This window comes from Photobacterium sp. S4TG1 (genome assembly GCF_036040035.1).
Taxonomy (GTDB): Bacteria; Pseudomonadota; Gammaproteobacteria; order Enterobacterales; family Vibrionaceae; genus Photobacterium.
Map to the genome: position 1 here is coordinate 726,108 of NZ_JAYXUH010000001.1, position 21,927 is coordinate 748,034.

General features: G+C 41.1%; 15 protein-coding genes and 1 tRNA gene. 9 read left to right on the forward strand and 7 right to left on the reverse strand.

Annotation, left to right across the window (positions count from 1 at the left end; genetic code table 11):
* Positions 1 to 113 precede the first annotated feature (113 nt).
* From phoB to VXS03_RS03505, 3 genes are all read right to left on the reverse strand, one after another.
* Entirely contained in the window at positions 114 to 803 is a 690-nt protein-coding gene (gene phoB / locus VXS03_RS03495) for a phosphate regulon transcriptional regulator PhoB (protein WP_327761984.1), read from the reverse strand.
* 177 nt (positions 804 to 980) lie between these two features.
* Positions 981 to 4,778: an AAA family ATPase gene (locus tag VXS03_RS03500; RefSeq protein WP_327761985.1), complete on the reverse strand. Its 3,798-nt coding sequence runs from the start codon at positions 4,776 to 4,778 to the stop codon at positions 981 to 983.
* Between the two features lie 14 nt (positions 4,779 to 4,792).
* A complete protein-coding gene (locus tag VXS03_RS03505) occupies positions 4,793 to 6,025 on the reverse strand; it encodes an exonuclease SbcCD subunit D C-terminal domain-containing protein (RefSeq protein ID WP_327761986.1) in 1,233 nt (410 codons plus the stop codon).
* A gap of 208 nt (positions 6,026 to 6,233) precedes the next feature.
* On the opposite strand from VXS03_RS03505, the gene VXS03_RS03510 reads away from it, so the two are divergent.
* The gene (locus VXS03_RS03510; protein ID WP_327761987.1) at positions 6,234 to 6,719 is read left to right on the forward strand and encodes a VOC family protein; all 486 of its coding nucleotides are present in this window, start codon (positions 6,234 to 6,236) and stop codon (positions 6,717 to 6,719) included.
* Positions 6,720 to 6,845: 126 nt separating this feature from the next.
* Positions 6,846 to 7,757 (forward strand): recombination-associated protein RdgC, encoded by a 912-nt coding sequence (rdgC, locus tag VXS03_RS03515; RefSeq protein ID WP_199190773.1) that lies wholly within the window; start codon positions 6,846 to 6,848, stop codon positions 7,755 to 7,757.
* 147 nt (positions 7,758 to 7,904) lie between these two features.
* Here the strand turns inward: rdgC and VXS03_RS03520 are convergent, their stop codons facing one another.
* The gene (locus VXS03_RS03520; protein WP_327761989.1) at positions 7,905 to 9,404 is read right to left on the reverse strand and encodes a permease; all 1,500 of its coding nucleotides are present in this window, start codon (positions 9,402 to 9,404) and stop codon (positions 7,905 to 7,907) included.
* Between the two features lie 319 nt (positions 9,405 to 9,723).
* Here VXS03_RS03520 and trhP point away from each other — a divergent pair, with 319 nt between their 5' ends.
* A complete protein-coding gene (gene trhP, locus VXS03_RS03525) occupies positions 9,724 to 11,112 on the forward strand; it encodes a prephenate-dependent tRNA uridine(34) hydroxylase TrhP (RefSeq protein ID WP_327761991.1) in 1,389 nt (462 codons plus the stop codon).
* A gap of 5 nt (positions 11,113 to 11,117) precedes the next feature.
* Entirely contained in the window at positions 11,118 to 11,372 is a 255-nt protein-coding gene (locus VXS03_RS03530; protein ID WP_327761993.1) for a YfhL family 4Fe-4S dicluster ferredoxin, read from the forward strand.
* A gap of 103 nt (positions 11,373 to 11,475) precedes the next feature.
* On the opposite strand, the gene mepA is transcribed toward VXS03_RS03530, so the two are convergent.
* Positions 11,476 to 12,258, reverse strand: coding sequence for a penicillin-insensitive murein endopeptidase (gene mepA, locus VXS03_RS03535; protein WP_327761995.1), 783 nt, complete (start codon positions 12,256 to 12,258; stop codon positions 11,476 to 11,478).
* A gap of 934 nt (positions 12,259 to 13,192) precedes the next feature.
* Between mepA and fdnG the strand changes: the two genes are divergently transcribed.
* From fdnG to selB, 5 genes are all read left to right on the forward strand, one after another.
* Positions 13,193 to 16,207 (forward strand): formate dehydrogenase-N subunit alpha, encoded by a 3,015-nt coding sequence (fdnG, locus tag VXS03_RS03540; RefSeq protein ID WP_327761996.1) that lies wholly within the window; start codon positions 13,193 to 13,195, stop codon positions 16,205 to 16,207.
* Positions 16,208 to 16,210: 3 nt separating this feature from the next.
* Positions 16,211 to 17,086: a formate dehydrogenase subunit beta gene (gene fdxH, locus VXS03_RS03545; protein WP_327761998.1), complete on the forward strand. Its 876-nt coding sequence runs from the start codon at positions 16,211 to 16,213 to the stop codon at positions 17,084 to 17,086.
* Positions 17,083 to 17,718 carry a formate dehydrogenase subunit gamma gene (locus VXS03_RS03550; RefSeq protein ID WP_327762000.1) on the forward strand — a complete coding sequence of 212 codons (636 nt, stop codon included), beginning with the start codon at positions 17,083 to 17,085 and terminating at the stop codon, positions 17,716 to 17,718. The genes fdxH and VXS03_RS03550 overlap by 4 nt, the downstream gene beginning before the upstream one ends.
* Positions 17,719 to 17,819: 101 nt before the next feature.
* A complete protein-coding gene (locus VXS03_RS03555; RefSeq protein WP_327762002.1) occupies positions 17,820 to 18,710 on the forward strand; it encodes a formate dehydrogenase accessory protein FdhE in 891 nt (296 codons plus the stop codon).
* A gap of 17 nt (positions 18,711 to 18,727) precedes the next feature.
* Positions 18,728 to 20,650 (forward strand): selenocysteine-specific translation elongation factor, encoded by a 1,923-nt coding sequence (selB, locus tag VXS03_RS03560; protein WP_327762004.1) that lies wholly within the window; start codon positions 18,728 to 18,730, stop codon positions 20,648 to 20,650.
* Positions 20,651 to 20,667: 17 nt separating this feature from the next.
* Here selB and VXS03_RS03565 read toward each other — a convergent pair.
* Positions 20,668 to 20,762: transfer RNA gene (locus VXS03_RS03565), tRNA-Sec, on the reverse strand.
* 107 nt (positions 20,763 to 20,869) lie between these two features.
* Entirely contained in the window at positions 20,870 to 21,850 is a 981-nt protein-coding gene (locus tag VXS03_RS03570) for a sugar-binding transcriptional regulator (protein ID WP_327762005.1), read from the reverse strand.
* Between the last annotated feature and the right edge of the window lie 77 nt (positions 21,851 to 21,927).

Sequence of the window (21,927 nt, forward strand, 5' to 3'; positions counted from 1 at the left end):
CGTTACGCTATTTTTCTATTCGATAAAACTGACACAACCTTCATTATTATCATAGACACATGATAATAATGAAGGTAACGAGTTTGCCACTGCTGCTGAGCACAATGGAATATTTACATGCGTGTTGAAAAACGGTATCCCGCTCCACGTACGGTTTGAATCATTTTGTCATGGCCACCATTTTCAAGTGCTTTACGTAAGCGACGAATATGGACATCAACGGTGCGATCTTCAACATAAACATTGGTGCCCCACACATTATTAAGCAACTGCTCGCGGCTATAAACACGTTCTTGGTGAGTCATAAAAAAGTGCAACATCTTAAACTCAGTCGGGCCCATGTCTAGTGGTTCATCATCTGAGGTTACGCGATGTGAAACAGGGTCTAACTTCAAACCTTGAACATCAATCACATCATCTAAAGCAGTTGGTGAAGCGCGACGCATGACAGCTTTTAAGCGTGCCATTAACTCTTTCGGTGAAAAAGGTTTGGTAATGTAATCATCCGCACCCACTTCAAGACCGCGCACTTTATCTTCTTCTTCACCACGCGCAGTTAACATCACCACTGGAATTTGGCGAGTCAGTTCGTCGCGTTTAAAGTGTTTGATCAAATTAATGCCAGAGCCTCCAGGTAACATCCAATCCATTAAGATTAACTCAGGATACGGCTCACACATTTTGTCTAATGCACTATCGTAATCTTCAGCTTCTATTGCTTGATATCCATTTTGCTCAAGTACAAAACACAACATTTCGCGAATCGGTGCTTCGTCTTCTACTACAAGAATCCGTCTTGCCATAATAAAATATACCTAGTCGTTGTTTTCTCTGACATGCATCATTATGTGTGTTCATTATGACACTTTTGTGACTTTTTCAGATAAAGCGCGTTTTAATATAATCAATAATAATTATTCTAAATAAGCTTATCGATTGATACTACAATAAAAATAGCCCTGCAATAAGTGGCAATCTTATTACCCTTTAATGACAATTTGACTACGTCCACCACCAATAGCTTCGACGGCAACTTGAACCCCAATCCGCTCCACTAAAGTACCAACATGCGAAATCACGCCAATCTGACGCCCATCCGCTTGCAAAGCATCTAAGCAAGCCAATGCCATCTCTAAACTATCAGGATCGAGAGTACCAAAACCTTCATCAATAAACAGCGATCCCAACTGACGTGTATCTGCCGCAAGCGATGCTAATGCCAACGCCAATGACAACGACACTAAGAAACTTTCACCACCAGAAAGCGATTCCACACTGCGGACTTCATCGCCCATATCATGGTCAATAACTTGTAACGCTAACGGGCTACCAGGTACAGGTTGCAAAGCATAACGCGGGGCTAAATCTTGCAAATGTTCGTTAGCTGCTAACACCAATTGTTGTAAGGTTAACCCTTGTGCCAAGGTTCTAAATTTATTACCTGTTGCTGAACCAATCAACTCATTCATTTGTAACCACAACTCGGTTTGGATCTGTTGTGTCGCTAACGCAGATCGTAGATCCCCTACCTGTTGTTCTGCTTGCTCGGCATGGACTAATTGCTGGCGTAACTGAAAAACCTGATCATCACTGTGCTGTTTTTGAGCCAGCCATTCCGTCATGGTTTGTTGTTGTGAACTCACATCATTGTTGATGTCATGAGCAGTAAACCAACCTGTCGCTAATTCGACCAACGGCTGATGCTCAACATCTGCTTGCTGACGCTCTTTTAATACTGTTTGGCTAGCAGATAATGCCTGTTCTATTTGTTTAAGTTCAGCCCGTTGTTGTTGCAACCATGTGTTATCTTTACTCAACAATGCTGTCAATTCAGCTTCGGTAAGGGCTAATTTTTCAAACCAATATAATAAAGTATGCTGTAATTTTTCTTGCTCTTGAGTTACTTCTAACAATTGCTGCGTCGCATGGTGATTGTGTGCCTCATTCGCCGCCATCGCTTCAGCTAACTGATTAAGCCGAGTTTGCTGTTGCTGTAATTTTTGTTGCTGATGTTCAAGCTCAGCTTTGGCTTTATTTTCAATGACATCTAACGATTGCTCACCAATGAGCTCAAGTCGTTGTTGCCAATATAGCGTTTGTTGTTGCATTAACTGATGATCTTTATTGGTCATCGTCTGTAACTGCTGCTCGTTATGCTCAACGCCACTGATTAACTGAGCCAATACAGGAGCACGTTTAGCTAACTGCTTTTCAAGTTGCTGTTGTTGACTAACATTAGTTTGATATTGTGCTATTTGTTGCTCAAGTTCGGCAATAAAACTATTTTTACCTTGCTGAGATAATACTGTTAACCACGTATCATTTCCGTAAATTGCATTCAATGCTTGTTGTCTTTGTTCGTAGACTTTTTGTTGGCTTTCACATTGTGACACTAACGCTTTTTGCTGTTCTTGCGCTTGCGTTTGTTGTTGCGACAATTGATGGTAAGTCTCTTTGAACTCCGCTTGTTGATGACCTAATTGCAGCAACTGTTGCTGTTGCTGTTTAACCTCGGTGATCAATTTTTTACGCAGCTCTCCTTGGGTTTTAATGGTCTGCATTTGTGCTATCGCATTATCCTGCGCTTGTGACCAATTGGCTTGATAATGTACCAATTGAGCCACATCACTGACGGCGGATAAGCTAATTTCAGCCAACGTTATCGCATCAAGATCAAGCGCCATTAAATCAGACCAATAACATTGTTGCTGACTGACTAATGTTTGAATATTCAGATTAAGCCCATCGATATCTTGCGCTAATTCGGTTTGGATGTGTTGATCTTGCGTGATGGTTTGGATCAGTTGACGCTGCTCGGCATGAACATCTTGCAATTGTTGGGCTAGCTGCTGCAATCGCTGCTGTTGCTGACTAATAATGGTGGAAACTTGCGGATTATGTTGCTGATATGGATGTTCAAGCGCACCACATAACGGACATGCTTCGCCCTCAATCAATTGATCACGATAATCAGTTAAGTTCATCACCGCGCGAGTTTGAGTCAGTTGATGATCAACTTCTTTATGTTGCGCGTCTAATTGTAATAATTCAGGGGCTAATGCGGTTAAACGGTGTTGATTATTGGTGATCGTTACCGCTAATGCTTGCTGCTGTAACTGCAATTTATCACGCTGCTGTAGCTGCCCATGCCACTTATCTAAGCCATATAAACTGTCTTTTAATTGGCTATTACACTGTTGATAAGCACTATAATCCTGACGTTGTTGATCTTGTATGTGTTCTAATTGAGCAAGATCATGCGCTGCAACTTGTGCCGTTAACTGTTGCTGTTGTGCCGCGAAACCTGACAGCTGTTGTTCTAAGTCAGTTTGTTGTTGAGTGATTGTGGTTAATGTTATTTGACGTTGTTTGATATCCGCTTGCAGTTGAGTAATATCAATTTGTGCTTGCTGAAATTGGTTAACGTTATCTTTAATCGCGTTATGCTGTTCGGCTAATGCTTTCACCGCTTGTGTTGTCTCTAACTCAACTACCAACTGTTGGTACTGTTGCTGAGAGGCCTGTTGTTGCTGTTGCTGCTTTAATAATTGCTCACGGTTAAGCGCTAACGCGTTGGTTAACTGTGAAATTTGCAGCTGTAACTCATCGCGTTGCACCTGTAAGCCATGACGTTGTTGTTCAATGGTGGCTGCTTGCTTTAATTTTGGTTCTAGCGCATTAAACGCCTGTTGTTTTTGAGTCAGTAACTGTTGGCATTGCTCAGTGCTTGCTTGCAATTGCGCTTGCTGTTGGTAATTTTCTTTTAAGGTAGCGCTGCTTTGTTGCTCTGTTGCCGTCCACTTACTGACTTGCTGTTTAGCTTGTGCTAATAACGTAAAATCACCACGGGCAGGCAAAGCTTGTTCGTATTGTTGTAACTCAATATAACGCGGTGCTGCTTGTTGTTGAATGAACTCCGCTTGCTGTAACTGTTGCTCACTGTCAGTGATCCGTAACTGTAACTTTGCCGCAGTTAGCATGACATCCTGATGCTGTTTTAATTGCTCAAGCTGTTGTTGCTGAGTATTAACTTGCTGACGTACAACCTCTAACTGACTATTTAATGCCAATTTTTGCTCATCCGTTAATAAGGCCACATCACCAAGCTTATCTTGTAACTGAACCAGTTTTTGTTTTTCCTCAGCTGAACGCTTATAAGCCGCCATCGACAACCGACCGTAAATTTCACCGCCCGTCATTCGTTCAAGTAAGGTGGCTCGCTCATCAGCCCCCGCTTTTAAAAATGCCGCAAATTCACCTTGAGGTAACATCACAGCACGACGGAACTGATCAAAGCTCAACCCAATTAAGCGTTCTATTTCAGCTTGTAACTCTTGTTTTTTACCTGCAAAACGTTGTCCAGTTTCAATGTTCTCTAACCATTGTTCAGCGGCTTGCATTTTGCCTTCAGCACGGCCACGAGCACGACGCACTTGCCAATGGGTACGCCAATGCGAACCATCGTTAGCAATAAAATCCACCTCAGCAAAACCCTCGGCTTTACCGCGCGATAAAATACTGCGTACATCGTTGGCTTTAATGCGGTTATCGTCATCATCACGCCCGATTTCAGCATCATTTTTTTTATTAGATTGCAGGCGAGGAATACGATCGTATAACGCTAAACAAATCGCATCGAGTAAGGTTGATTTACCCGCGCCTGTTTTACCTGTGATCGCAAATAAGCCCGCTTCACCTAAGCGTCCACCAGCAAAATCAATCTCAAACTTGGTTTGTAAACTTGCTAAATTTTCACCACGCAGTGCAAGTATTTTCATTTTATTATTCTCTCTTATTGTTGTTCTTCAACTTGCACTAATAAACTTTCAAAAGCGGCTGTCATCGCTGCATCAGGTTCACCATCGTATTTTTTATTCCAGCTCAGCGAAAATACTTGTTGTGGTGACACTTCGGATAAACGTTGATGCTGCAAACCTTGTTGCTGTTCAATTTGTTGATAATGCGGGGTGATTTTAGCCAACCGAACCGATTTACCTTCCAATGCTTGCAACACTTTTTCACGTAATAAAGCTTGGGGCTTATCAAGTAACACATGCACTTCTAAAAACGGTTGTTGATCGCGAGGTAATTCATCATCAGGTAAAGCTTTTAATTCAGCTAACACTTCATCTAAGAGCGCAGGTTTGGTTGGTACTTTTAGCATATCAACACAACGAGGAATGGTGATTGGCTCAATGTTAGTAACATCAGTGCCGTCTAATTCAACCACTACGATTTGATGGCTATAATTACGCTCAGCCATTGATAATGGTATTGGTGAGCCGCAATAACGCACATGTTCTTGCTTGGCAACTTTCTGAGCTAAGTGCAAATGTCCAAGGGCAACGTAACTAACATCGTCAGCAAAAATCGTCGCTGGTAGCGCATGTTGATTACCGCCTAATACTCGTCGCTCTGACATTTCAGAAATCTTCCCTGACGCCATATACGCATGACCCATACCGATTAACGCTTGTTGAGGCTGTTTACGCTCACGGGCAGCGGCAGTTATTTCGGCATACAACACCTCAACCCCTTTAATCAGGCGATCATCGTCATCGGTTAAATTTTCAGTGCGTAAATCAGCGCTACGTAAAAATGGCACCGCTAATACCCATGCAGCTTGTTCACCGTTGGCGTTGGTTAATGGCACTAACATTCGCTCGCAATCTAACTCGCCATTGTCTAATCGATGAATACCACCGACTAAATGCAGATCAAAGGCTTTTAATAACGCTTGGGGCGCATCGAGTTTACTTGGCGAATCATGATTACCACCGATCATTACCACATCTAATTTGGGCAATGTTTTAGCTAATCGCGCTAAGAATCGATATAACATTTCCCACGCACTGGCGGCAGGGTTAGCAGTATCAAAAATATCCCCTGCCACTAATAAGGCATCCGCTTGTTGTTGCTCAAGGGTATCAGCAAGCCAATCTAAAAATGCTTGATGTTCAGTTGCGCGGCTATAGCCATGTAATTGATGACCGAGATGCCAATCAGATGTATGGATAATTTTCATAATGGAATAACACTACCAGCCAGAAATAATCATCAGATTGTACCGTGAGAACCCCCCAACTACACAGAGTTTTGATGATTCACAAATAGCCGACATAACAAAATATTATCATTTCAATAAATATTGATAATTTTATATTATTTAAAGCTTGGCATAGTATTACCAGCAACAGAAATGACCAATTAATCATCAATATTTGAGGTAAGTTATGAAAATGAATCACGTAGGCATCATGGTTGGCGATATGGATACCGCGGTTGAGTTTTATACCAAAGCATTGGGTCTTGATGTTGTGATGGGTAACACCAAAGTAACAGAAGAGCGTGAAACAGCGATTGGTCGTATGTGTATTGCTGTTTTTGGTGAAGGCTTTAAAGGGTTTAATATTGCCCATTTATTAACTAAAGATGGCATCGGCTTTGAACTGTTTGAAATGAAAGACCGTCAGCAACGTCATGAGGTTGATTTCTCTCGCATTGGTATTTTCCATTTCTGTCTTCAAACCGATGACTTTCATGGCGTTATTGCTCGAACTGAACAATATGGCGGTAAAGTACGTATGGATATCATGCGTTACCACCCAGAGGATGACAGCAACACCTCCCAAATGGTTTATTTAGAAGACCCTTTTGGTAACTTATTTGAGCTGTATTCACATACTTATGAAGAGACTTACTCCACAAAGTATGAATAATATTTTTGAGTTAAAGGATTGGTGATCGCCAATCCTTGCAACAATCACAAACGCTACTTAGTAATTTACAGCGGTTGAGTTAAGATAAGCCCCCAACTGTTTACCCTAGGAAGTGTGACTAGCATGATGTGGTTTAAAAATATACTGACTTACCGTTTTACGCGTGAGATTGACTTAAATGCAGACCAAATAGAAAAACAGCTGGAAGAATTCCGCTTTACACCTTGCGGTAGCCAAGACATTCAAAAATTTGGCTGGGCACACGCATTAGGTAAACATGGCGATATGTTTACCCATGTTTCTGGTGACAACATTTTAATTTGTGCTCGCAAAGAAGAAAAAATGCTACCAGCGTCAGTGATCAAAGAATCATTGAACAACAAAATTGAAATGCAGGAAAAAGATCTTGGTCGTAAATTGAAAAAGACTGAGAAAGATACCCTCAAAGACGAAATCGTGATGGATTTATTACCACGCGCATTCAGTCGTCAACATCAAACTTACGCGTTAATCATGCCAAAGTTAGGCTATATCGTGGTTGATGCAGGTAGCTACAAAAAAGCCGAAGATGTATTAGCATTACTACGTAAATCTATTGGTAGTCTGCCTGTTGTTCCGGTTGTGCCTGAAAAACCATTAGCATTAACCCTGACAGAATGGGTACGTAGCAATCAATCACCACAAGGTTTTACCATTGGTGAAGAAGCTGAGTTTAAAGCTGTTGAAGAAGACGGTGGCGTGATCCGCTGTAAGCAGCAAGATCTAAATTGTGATGAGATTCTAGCGCACATTGAAGCGAATAAAGTAGTCACTAAACTAGCACTGAATTGGCAAGACCGTATCGATTTTATTCTAGCGGATGACTTAACCGTTAAACGTCTTAAGTTCTCTGATGAGTTAAAAGATCAAAACGAAGATATCGACCGTGAAGATATGGCACAGCGTATTGATGCTGACCTATCATTAATGGGCGGCGAGTTCTCTGCATTTTTACCCAACCTATTTGATGTTATCGGCGGCTTAGAAAACAAAGGCTAATCTCTATATTTTCGAGATTAGGTTTTCAGTTATATAAGTATTGCTTGAATAACAAAAACAGCCGTCAGGTGTTAACACATGACGGCTGTTTTGCTCTTTATATTCTTTTACTGATAATAATTCGTTCGCTATAAACGTTTATCCGCGTTACATGCTCATTCCCATGCTTGCATTGGCTTTTTTACCTAAACGGTAATACCAAATAGAAACAGGAATAAAGATAAGGTTCATCACGGTGGTGAAGTTCAAACCAAAGCCTGATTGATTTAATGCACGTACTGTTTGGTCAGCGGTAACCCAACCAAAACCATTAAAGATTGCATCAACACACAAACCAGTAAATAAGATAGACACGAATAACAATCCAACCATCCATTTCGTTGGACGTTTACCGTAGTATTTTTGGTAAACACGAATCATTGGAATAGTTAACACATCCGATAGAATGAAGCCAATCACGCCACCAAATGAAATACCACCATGCCACAATGCTGCCGCTAAAATTAGATTACCCACAGAACAAACATAAGCAATCATTGCCACAAAAATACCAATAATCACATCTAAAAACGAATGTAACCACACAGGTAAGCCAGCATCATTACTAATAAACAGATCGCGCCAACCATCTTGAGGCATTAATGCTATTAAAATGGAAGATACCACTACCCCAATCAGGATTTCTTTACCAATCATGGCAATATCCATTTGGAAGAAACCCGCAGACTTGGTAATTTTTTCCATCGTAGCCGATTGAGGCTCAGCAGCCATCTTCATTGCAGAATGATCGCCAGACTTCATGCTTGACATGTCCATACCGCAATCACTGTCATCAGATTTCATGTTCGACATATCCATGCCGCAGTCACTGTCGTTAGATTTCATGTTCGACATATCCATGCCGCAATCACTGTCATCAGATTTCATGTTCGACATATCCATGCCGCAGTCACTATCATCAGCTTTCATCTTTGACATATCCATGCCACAATCACTGTCGCTAGCCTTCATCTTTGACATATCCATGCCGCAATCACTGTCGCTAGCCTTCATCTTTGACATATCCATGCCGCAGTCACTATCATCAGCTTTCATCTTTGACATATCCATGCCGCAGTCACTGTGATCACCGCTCATTTCGGACATGTCCATACCACAACTTGCTTTTTGCGGTTGTGCATCATCTAAATGCTGGCGTAATTCTTGTTCAACATCTTTAGGATAAAAACGACTAAATAAAAATCCAACGGTTACAATTAGAATCAAGCCACCAATTACTTCTCCCCATAAAAACGTCCACCCCATTAATGCAACTAAGACAATAAACATTTCTATAATCAAGTTGGTACTTGAAACTAAAAATGCCATTGCGTTAGCAACAGTCGCTTTCTTCGTCAGCAAAGTATGAGACAGTGACGCCGCAGCATATGAACATGATGATGACACCATACCTAAAAAGGTTGTAAAACCAAGACTCACTACGGTTGTTTTACCTAAGTGCTTAACCACGCTTGAAACGGGTAATAAATTACGTATCCATGACGACAGTATTAAACCAAATGCCAGTGGCCAAAAAATTTGCCAGACCATATTCCCAAATGTAGAAAATAAGTGAATGACCAACCCACCAATATCTTGCCCTATCATATATACCTTCTTAATATATCATTATTAAATTAGTAGCAACATTGTGCAAATACTCTTCACATGTTGCACTAAAATATAACTAATGTATTTAATGCATACTAAGTATGTATTTTAGTGCGTTAATGAATGAATAAAATACAAACTATTACGATTGAGAATAAAGCTCACATTCTATTTCAGCGGAATAAATTGAGTGAGTGAATCATTATTTCCAAGAAAATTGGCAATGTGGGAATGAAAAAAGTAGAATCTTGCCTCCTCCCTATAGCACTAGGTGTTATAGGCTGATTTGGAATCAGACATCTAAGAGAATTGAGCAATGTTTAAACCAGAATTATTATCTCCAGCCGGTAGCCTTAAAAACATGCGCTATGCATTTGCCTATGGTGCAGATGCTGTCTACGCAGGTCAACCACGTTACAGCCTTCGCGTTCGTAACAATGAATTCAATCACGATAACCTTAAACTGGGTATCGATGAAGCGCACGCACAAGGTAAAAAGCTGTATGTGGTTTGTAATATTCAACCACATAACTCTAAGCTTAAAACCTTTATTCGTGATTTAAAGCCAATTGTCGACATGGGTCCTGATGCGCTTATCATGTCAGATCCAGGTCTGATCATGATGGTTCGTGAAGCGTTTCCTGAAGTTGTTATTCACCTGTCAGTACAAGCAAATGCTGTTAACTGGGCAACCGTTAAATTCTGGGCAAGTCAAGGTGTTGAGCGTGTGATTCTCTCTCGTGAGTTATCACTAGAAGAAATCGAAGAAATTCGTGAGCATTGCCCAGATACTGAACTAGAAATCTTTGTTCATGGCGCACTTTGCATGGCATATTCTGGTCGTTGTTTATTATCTGGCTACATCAACAAACGCGATCCAAACCAAGGTACATGCACCAACTCATGTCGTTGGGAATACAAAGTAGAAAAAGCGGTTGAGAACGATTCGGGCCAAATCGTAGAAGCTCAAGATGCAATCCAAATTCAAGAAATTGAAGAGCGTCCAAACAATACATTAGGTCTAGGTAAGCCAATTGATGATGTTGTGCTACTAAGTGAATCTCACCGTCCTGAAGAAAAAATGGCGGCATTTGAAGATGAACATGGTACTTACATCATGAACTCTAAAGATCTGCGTGCGGTACAGCATGTTGAGCGCCTAACTAAAATGGGTGTGCACTCACTAAAAATTGAAGGCCGTACTAAATCGTTCTACTACTGTGCTCGTACAGCGCAAGTTTACCGTAAAGCGATCGATGACGCCGTTGCTGGCAAACCATTTGATGACTCATTGCTGGGTACATTAGAAAGCCTAGCGCACCGTGGCTACACTGAAGGTTTCCTTCGCCGCCACACTCATGATGCTTACCAGAACTATGATTACGGTTACTCAATTTCAGAAACTCAACAATTTGTTGGTGAGTTCACAGGTAAACGCCGTGGCGATCTTGCTGAAGTTGAAGTGAAGAACAAATTCATTGTCGGTGACAGCCTTGAAGTTATGACACCACAAGGTAACGTTGTCTTCAAACTTGAAACCATGGAAAACCGTAAATCAGAAGTAATTGATGATGCTAAAGGTAATGGTCACTTTGTGTTTATTCCAATGCCATCAGACATGGATCTAAGTTTTGGTCTACTGATGCGTAATTTGAGTAACGGTGAAGATACTCGTAATCCACACGCACCTAAAGACGGTAAATAAGCATTATGGCACTGCTCATTACAACTAAATGCATTAACTGTGATATGTGTGATCCTGAATGTCCAAATGAGGCCATTACCATGGGGGATGAATTTTACGAAATTAATCCTGATCGCTGCACTGAATGTAAAGGGCACTATGATAAGCCAACCTGCCAGTCAGTTTGTCCTATCACCAATTGCATTATTACTGATCCTGAACATATCGAATCAGATAACGAACTACTTGAAAAGTTTGTCACCCTGCAAGGTCTTGCTTAGTTATCACTAACAAACCGTATAGAAAAAGCGCCGCTCAGTTAACTGGGCGGCGCTTTTTTATGTTATGTATCATTGACGAGCAATTACGAGTAACAAACAAAACCTAACTCTTTAATACCCTCTCACACATCGGCGGTAACACTTTTTTAGGTTTTGGTTTCGGCTTAACATCGGCAACCGGTTTTGTAGTCACTGGTGGCTTATAATTTGGCGACCATGAAGCAAGCTCAGTACCACAACCATCACCTGCTGGCGGTGGTGTTTGTGGCTTACAAGTTGTGCTCCCGTCTGGGCAATGTAAACGAATATGAAAATGATAATAATGGCCAAACCAAGGTCGTACTTTACTTAACCAATCACGCTGCTTCCATTGCGTTTTACATAATTGCTGTTTGATCACTGGATGAACAAAAATACGCGCAACGCGATCATCACTGGCTGCCAGTTGAATCAATTGTGCCTGTTTTATACTCCAGTTTTTTTCAATGATTTTATAATTATTTATATCAACCATTGGTAAAGCTGACACTGTTTTTAGCTGGTTAGCCGTTAATGGCTTTTCAGGTATCCGTAACCAAATATCGGCATCAAGCCCAGTTTGATGACTTGCATGGCCTGATGAAAAACGTCCACCTCGAGGCATTGCAATATCACCCACCAGCACATTGCCTATATTTAGTTGTTGTGATCGCTTCATTAATTGCTGTAAAAAAACAATCATTTCACTATGGCCATAATAACGTCCACGTTCTGAACGTATCACTTGATAGCCATCACCTTGTAAGGGTAAACGTTCACCACCAGCAAGACATCCATTAGCATATGAACCAATTGAGCTAGAATCACCACGGCTTGGCGTTTTTACTTTTTCCCATGGTGTTGCCATTACGCTCTGATTTATACAAACCAGAATCAATCCTGTAATTATCGTCCTTAACACTTTACTCTTCCTTTTTATCATCAGTATTTGTAATGATACCGCAACCATTAGATGATGCAAAATTCATCCACTAACAAGTCTGTTGTAGTTTAGCCTTATCGTTAGCTAATAAATAATAGTTATTCAGATAGTCGCAATGCATTGTTTTTTATTTTTTCAAATAGGAAATAACAACTAACACTCATAATTTTCGAAATAATAAATATTTACAAATCTAACAGTAAGTCTTACTTTTTATAAAACAAGGTTATATTTTAAAATTAATAATCTTAACATTGTTTATTAAATAACCCTTTACCTTTCCAATACTGATACTTAAGATTGCATTTAATTAGTGTTATTTGGTGGTTTATATATGCTTTCCGTTTTTAAGTTTTATTATTTCGTTGCAATTAATGAATAACACACCACAAGAAAAACGCCCCAAAACAAGAGATAACAATTTGATTTTAATAGTAAATAAAAACATCGCCGCTTTACTTTAAAATCACTAAAAAAAGAAGATAACACCACAAGAAAAGATATTAGTTTATATAAATATCACTTTAATAATACGTTATTAATTTATCACACAATATATAAATATATTTACCATTAAAAATGAAACATGACTAAATATAGTAATGCAGTCATCACTTTAAATGACAATGATTATTAGTACACTATAAGTAACGATAACTTTGATGCAAATCATTATCCTCACATCATTACCTGTCATGAGTTATTAATGATATTTAAATAGTTATTTATATTATTTAATTTATTATTTTGTTTTTTATCCCATTGCCTCTAATAGCAAAATTTGACGACTTTATATTGCCCCATATAATAACCACTTAGATTTCACCCTCTTCTTTATTTCTAATAAGGTCTTTTTAGATTGAATATAAGTAGACGTCAATTATTTAAATTGTGCGCGGGAGCTGTAGCAACGACGACCATTGCTTCGCTTGCCACAATTCCGCAAAAAGCATGGGCACAAGCCCGTGAATTCAAATTAACCGCAGCCAAAGAAACGCGTAATACGTGTTCTTATTGTTCAGTTGGTTGTGGCACATTACTGTATAGTACAGGTGCTACTGGCGGAAACATTAAACAAAAAGTATTCCACGTTGAAGGCGATCCCGATCATCCAGTAAGCCGTGGTGCATTATGTCCTAAAGGTGCGGGCCTAGCTGGTTTTGTCAACAGCGAACAACGTTTGAAATTCCCAGAATACCGTGCTCCAGGCTCTGATAAATGGCAACGTCTAACATGGGACGAAGCCTTTAGCCGTATCGCTAAACTGATGAAACAAGACCGTGACGAAAACCTTATTCAGAAAAATGAACAAGGCACCACGGTTAACCGCTGGCTAACAACAGGCATGCTTTGTGCCTCAGCGGAAAGTAATGAAAATGGTTGGTTAACTCAGAAATTTGCCCGTGGTTTGGGTATGGTTCCTGTAGACACTCAAGCGCGTATTTGACACGGTCCAACGGTAGCAAGTCTTGCTCCAACATTTGGCCGCGGCGCGATGACCAACAACTGGGTTGATATTAAAAATGCCGACCTTATTCTTGTTATGGGCGGTAACGCAGCAGAAGCACACCCTGTAGGCTTCCGCTGGGCGATTGAAGCTCAAAAAACCAATAACGCTGAAATTATCGTGGTTGATCCACGCTTCACGCGTACAGCAGCAGTGGCAGATCACTATGCACCGATCCGTTCGGGTGCTGATATTGCTTTCCTTTTAGGTGCGATTCGTTACCTAATGGCAAGCAGTCAAGTGAATCATGAGTATGTTAAAGCATACACCAACGCTAGCTTTATTGTGCGTGATGACTATGCATTCCACGATGGTCTATTCTCTGGCTATGATGCAGAGAAACGTCAGTATGATCGTAGCAGCTGGTTCTACCAACTTGACGATAAAGGCTATGCATTAAAGGATGAATCACTACAACATCCTCGTTGTGTATGGAACTTACTTAAAGATCACGTATCTCGTTACACACCTGATGTTGTTGCTAATATCACCGGTACACCGATTGATATGTTTGATCACGTCTGTAAAGCATTAGGTAGTACTGCAGCGGATAACCGTGTTGCCACTATTTTGTATGCGACAGGCTGGACTCAGCACTCTAAAGGCGCTGAAAACATCCGTTGTATGGCAATGATCCAATTACTATTAGGTAATATGGGCATGGCTGGCGGTGGTGTTAATGCCTTGCGTGGTCACTCTAATATTCAAGGTATTACTGACCTTGGTTTATTAGCACAAAGCCTACCGGGTTACTTAAAACTACCGTCAGACAAAGATGTTGATTTAGCCGCTCACCTTAAGCACCACACTCCAGTGGCACTTGAAGCAGATCAAACCAACTATTGGCAGCATTACCCAGCATTCTTCGTGTCATTACTGAAGTCTTTCTACGGCAAAAGTGCAACAGCTGAGAATAACTTTGGTTACGATATGATGCCGAAGTGGGATCAAGGCTACGACATGTTGCGCGTGTTCGAAATGATGAACAAAGGCGAAATGAATGGCTATATCTGTCAAGGTTTCAACCCTGTTGCATCAATGTCTAACAAGCAAAAAACATTGGATGCTTTATCTAAGTTGAAATACTTAGTAGTTGTCGATCCGCTTGCAACTGAAACCTCTACGTTCTGGCAAAATAAACCTAACGTTAATGAAGTTGATACTGCAAGCATTGACACTGAAGTGTTCCGTTTACCTTGTGCATGTTTTGCTGAAGAAGATGGCACTATCGTAAGTTCAGCGCGCTGGTTACAGTGGCACTGGAAAGCAGCTGATATGCCAGGAGAAGCAAAAGGTGATGCTGAGATTCTAGCGGGTATCTTCTTGAAGATGCGCAATATGTATCAACAAGAAGGCGGTACATATCCAGATCCAATCCTATCGCTTGATTGGAATTATGCGATCCCTGCAGCGCCAAATACCAAAGAGCTAGCACAAGAACTTAACGGCAAAGATGCTAACGGTAAGCAATTATCAAGTTTTAGCAAACTAAAAGCAGATGGTTCAACCAACGCGGCTTGTTGGTTATACACTGGTAGTTGGACTGAAGCAGGTAACCAAACTGCACGTCGTGACAACAGCGATCCTTCTGGTTTAGGTATTGCACCAAACTGGGCTTGGTCTTGGCCTGCTAACCGTCGTGTATTGTACAACCGTGCATCAACACGTCCTGACGGTAGCCCATGGAATAAAGCGCGTATGTTAGTGGAATGGAACGGTAACAAATGGGTTGGCCCAGATGTACCTGACTTTAACGCTAAATTGCCACCATCAAGTAATGCGGGTCCATTTATCATGCAACCTGAAGGCGTTGGCCGTTTGTTTGCACTTGATAAAATGGCTGAGGGTCCATTCCCTGAGCACTACGAACCATTTGAAACACCGATTGGTACTAACCCATTACATAAAAATGTGGTTTCAAACCCTGCGGCACGTTTATTCAAAGATGATGCTGCGCAGTTAGGCACAAAAGCGGATTTCCCATTTGTAGGTACCACTTACCGCCTAACTGAACACTTCCATACTTGGACGAGTCACTCTCATTTCAACGCTGTATTACAACCAGAACAATTTGTTGAAATTGGTGAAGGTTTAGCGAAAGAGCGTGGCATTAACAATGCTGATATGGTGCGTGTAACCTCTAAGCGTGGCGCTATTATCGCTAAAGCTTATGTGTCTAAGCGTATTACACCACTGCATGTTAACGGCCAAGCAGTTCACACTGTCGGTATTCCTATTCACTGGGGTTACGAAGGCGATACTAAGCCAGGTTACCTTGCGAATACGCTATCGCCATGTGTGGGTGACGCTAACTCACAAACACCGGAATACAAAGCATTTTTGGTTAACGTAGAGAAGGTGAAGTAAGCCATGGGTATGGAATCACAGAATATTGTTCGTAGTTCTGCTACATCGTCGCTTACTCCATCACCTGATGCGCGTGAACGTCAAATTCAAGTAACTAAATTAATTGATGTTACTTGCTGTACGGGCTGTAAAGGCTGTATGGATGCGTGTAGCGAGTGGAATAATTTACGCGGTAAAGTAGGCACCTTTGAAGGTTCTTACCAAAATCCGCCCAATACCACAGCTGAAACGTGGACCACTATTCACTTCAAAGAAATTGAAGAAGATAACAAATTTAAGTGGTTATTTAGTAAACACAGTTGCATGCACTGCTCTGATCCTGGTTGCTTAAAAGCATGTCCAGAACCCGGTGCTATCGTGCAATATGAAAACGGTGTTGTCGATTTCAACTCGGAAAAATGTGTTGGTTGCGGTTACTGTATCGCTGGCTGCCCATTTGATATTCCGCGAATGAACCCCGTTGATAACCGTGTTTACAAATGTACGTTATGTCTTGATCGCCTTCAGGCTGGTCAAGTGCCATCGTGTGCAAAAACCTGTCCAACAGGTGCATTACGTTTTGGTCCTCGTGAAGAAATTCTTGAGTATGCCAATCAACGTGTTGCTGCACTGCAAGCTAAAGGTCATAAAAAAGCAGGTATCTACAACCCACAAGGCGTGGGCGGTACGCATGTGATTTATGTTCTACACGATATCACTGATCCTGAGCGTTATGATCTACCAAAAGATCCTAAAATCAGCGAAACAGTGAAGTTATGGAAAGATGATCTTAAGCCACTTGCCGCTGCTGGTTTAGTCGGTACTTTGGCTCTTGCTGCTATTCACCGTGTAACAGTGGGTCGTAGTCGTGTGGCTGAAGATGAAGGAGATGAGAAATGAGTTTGAATAAAACAATTTTACGTCATAAACCTTTAGATCGTGTTGTGCACTGGACAGTCGCATTAACAGGTATCTGGACTTTATTGTCTGGCTTATCTTTTATGTTTGCGCCACTGCACTTCCTTAGCTATGTCTATGGTTCGCCACAGCTTGCACGTATTTTGCATCCATTTGGTGCGATTATAATGACTGTAGGTTTATGCTTCTTAGTCTGTCGTTATTGGAGTCATAACCACTTTGAAAAAGGTGATCTCCAATGGATGTTAAAAGTTAAAGATGTTTTAACTGAAAACGAAGAAAGCGTACCAGAAGCAGGTCAATACAACGCAGGACAAAAAATGCTTCTGCGTCAATTTATTGCCTGTGCCGTATTGTTGCTAGTAACGGGCCTAATTGCATGGCGTGCTTACTTTTCAGCTTACTTCAGCATTGATGTTGTACGTATAGCCTTAATTGTTCACTCAATCGCAGCCCTTGTATTTGCTTTAAGCTTAATTGTGCATGTTTACATGGCGTATTGGGTAAAAGGCTCAATCGATGGCATGTTAGAAGGTAAAGTTTCTCCCGCTTGGGCAAAGAAACATCACCCACGTTGGTTCCGTTCGCTAACTAGCAACAAAAACCAACACTAACAACAAGCTCTAGAACGGATAATCCTTGATGTTTATCCGCTCTTTATTTCTATACCAACCTCGGTTTACCGGGGTTGGTATTCTTATAATTGGATACTTGCATGAGCGTTAAAATTTTAGATAAAAACACCATCGTTAAGCAAAAAAGTGATGGCTTTAATCCGTTAATCATTGGTAACCCTGCAACCATTTTTCATGCCCGCGCCGCACGTTTACGTCAGTTGGCACAAGATTCTTTTATGGCAGATTATCTATTACTAGCGGGTCAAATAGTGCAGCAACAAGTGCATTTAGTTGAAACGTTTAATAGCGCCGTACAACAACAATTACAAACAAAAACGCTAACATGGCCGATTGAAATAGACAGCACTTGGCAAGCAATTTTAGACCCAATGCTAACCCAGTTAACCTCTGCATTACGTTCGATTGCAAGTGATGATATCGTTAAAGTTATTGATAGCATTAGCCAAATCGATCAACAAACATTACAGCATTACTTTCATGCCCTGCAACAAAACCAACCGGAACGTGTTCCTGCTGATATTGCGATTATTCTTTGGGGTTGTATCAATACACTAATGAGCTTAATTGTTACTAATACCCAATTAGAGTGGCAACCAGAAGCCAATGCCAAACAATCACATTGCCCTCTTTGCGGTGGCGCACCTGCGACAAGTTTAATTCAAGGCAGTGGTCATCGTTACTTACATTGCAGTCAATGTGAAGCAGAGTGGCATCGACTACGTGCTGAATGCACTCAATGTGGTGACGGCGAGAATATTCAACTGCAAAGTGAATCACTAGAAGACAGTGTTCGTGCTGAAACCTGTAGTCATTGCCAAAGTTATTTAAAGATGCTGGTACTTGAGAAGAACCCTCAATTAGATCCCATTGCCGATGATTTAGCAACAATAGTTTTAGATCAAAAACTAAGTCAAATGGAATTCTACCGTAGCGGCTTCAACCCATTTTTACTGCCTCTGGCTCAATAACGCTTTAGAGTAACGCTATGATTATTGCTACAGCTGGCCATGTCGATCATGGTAAAACCAAACTGTTACAAGCCCTTACTGGGATCAATGCCGATCGACTGCCAGAAGAGCAACAACGCGGGCTCACGATAGATTTAGGCTACGCATTTATGCCGTATCACTCAACAAAATCTAACCACCAACAACGGTTAGGTTTTATTGATGTGCCCGGCCATGAAAAATTTATCTCCAATATGCTAGCTGGCGTAGGCACCGCCCATCACGCAATGCTGATTGTTGCGGGTGATGAAGGTATGATGCCGCAAAGCTACGAGCACCTAGCCATTTTACGCTTACTTGCGATGGATAGTTTAACGGTAGTGATCACTAAATCCGATCTCACCAGCCTTGAGCAACAACAGCAACTCGAAGCGACATTACACCAATTATTACTTCAATATGGCTTTACTCAATCAACTATTTTTCATTGTTCAGCGCATACAAATGACGGTATTGATGAACTTAAACAACACCTGATTGACCTTGCGGATAATGAACAGCAATATGACAATACCCTCAATTTTAAGCTTGCTATCGATCGCGCCTTTCACGTTAAAGGTTCAGGATTAGTTGTTACTGGCACCGCATTAAATGGTCATATCAATGTTGGTGATAGCTTGTGTTTAGTGAGCCATAATCAGCTTAAAAAAGGCCATGCCCAACCGCAAACCGTACGCATAAAAAGTATTCATGCACAGGGACAGGCAACGGAATCTGCGACGGCAAACCAACGGGTTGCACTTAATATCAGTGGCGATATTGATAAAACAAATCTAAGCCGTGGTGACTGGTTATTACAGACGGCACCCACTCAAATAATTAAGCGGTTTACGGTAAAATTAACCGTAAACCATCTAATTAAGCACTGGCAAAATATTCAGATTTTCCATGCAGCGACTCACACTACTGGTCGTATTGCATTATTAGAAGATCAGCAATTAGTACCAGGTGATACCACGATTGCAGAAATAACCCTTGATACGCCACTATGCTTAACCGAACAAGATCGATTATTACTCCGTGATCCGGCAAAAAAAATAAATCTTGGCAGTGCCGTTGTTATTGATCTATTACCGCCAAATAGAGGCAAACGTGCTCCGCAGCGACTTGCATACCTCAATCAACGAGCAGCCTTGCATTCACTCAATGATATTGTTGTATTTAAGCTTCAGCATGCACCACAGTCACAGCAACAATTACTTGAACAACATCAGTGCCAAACCCGTGTTCTTAACCAACTCGTGGCCGCTGATAGCAGCATAAAACAATATGGTGATTACCTGTGTTTTGATAGCTATCAACAAGCGCTACAGCAACACATTATCGCTACGCTAGAACAGTACCATCAGCAAGCACAAGACACGCTTGGTATCGGTAAAGATCGGTTATACCGCATGGCGGCACTTAATCAGCCCCAAGTCATCTTTAATGCCATTATTAGCCAATTACTCAACCAACAGTTGTTAGTAAATACCCGTGGTTGGCTGCATTTAGCAGCGCATCAGTTACAGTTAACACCGTCAGAACTCCACTGTTGGACCCAAATAGAGCAATTGATGGCAACCAATCCTCAGCCTTGGTGGGTACGCGATCTTGCCTTTGAAATAGGTGAGAATGAAGACAACTTACGCAAACTCAGTTATAAACTAGCGCAATTAAGTTATATTGCTGCGATAGTGAAAGATCGCTATGTCAGTCATCAATATCTGGTAAAAATGGCAAACGCGGTGCGTCAACATACCGTTCAACATCAGAAATTAGAAACTGCTGAATTTAGAGATATTAGTCAATTAGGCCGTAAAGTTGCGATTCAGTTATTAGAGTATTTTGATAAGATTGGTTTTACTAAGCGTAAATTTAATTATCGCGAATTAAAAGATCAGGATTTATTGCAAGAATAGGAATACAGCAAAGAAAGTGGCGGAAGAACATAGGAGTCGAACCTACCCAGGACTGCTGGCAGCCCTACCCGGATTTGAAATCCGGACGCATCACCGGATACGACGTTCTTCCTTTATTTTGAAGCTGTATTTTATTGCTTAAAGGTATAATTCGCAACCGCTATCTACATTCAATTATGATAGCGGTTTCTTTTATAGATCAAATGATTAAATAAACATCTATTTCATCTGCTGATCAAGATTAAGAATCGTCAATGCATTACTAACACTGGTTGCAAGTACATCAACTACTCCTGAACGCAACGCCCCCAATAAAGCCAATGCCTTACTGTTTTCAGCCGCAGTCACCACTACCGTTGGAATATGACGTAATTCATCCATGGTTAAACCAATCACACGATCACTCATCATGGTATCAGCTTGCTTACCTTGGCTATCAAAAAAATCATACCCAGCAATATCACCTACAACCCCTTTTCGAATACGTGCTTCGACTATTTCTTGAGGTGTGAACCAACCTAATTTAACCATGTGACTATTTTCATTCATATCACCCACGCCAACTAATGCCACATCAGCGCGACGAGCACGATCTAAGGTTTCTTTAACCGTGCCGTTTTTCATAAATGCTTCTTTAACAATAATATCTTCCACATAAGCCGGGGCATATAATGTTTCACTAATACCATCATATTTTTTTGCCAGCTGTCGGCAAATATGATCGGCATTAATCGCATTACCAGAACGGTGAGTACCACCAATTCCACACACAAAACGACAATTACGATGTGGCACCACACCAACATGATTCGCAATAGAAGCAATGTTACGGCCTTGCCCAACCGCCACCACCATATCATCAGATAATGTTGCTGCCAGATAGCCAGAAACCAAGCTCGCGACCTGTTGGCGTTGAGTTTCATCATCAGGTTGATCAAGAGCGATAAGTGCGCGCTTTAATTTAAACCGTTCAATCAATTGTTGTTCAAGCTTTTCACTGAATACCGGGTGATATTTAACGGTAATTTCAACCACCCCTTCTTCTCTTGCACGACGAAGTAAGCGACCAATTTTAGCGCGAGACATACCAAAACGTTGTGATATCTCTTCTTGCGTAGCACCTTCTTGATAGTAAGCAATAGCAATTTCAGTTAGTTGATCACTCTCCGCATGATTATTATCGTTATTCAAACTGCTCATCACTTTGTCCTCACACTACAGATACATATCAATAATTCATTCTACCACTGTGATATCAAAACAGAGAATCATTACCC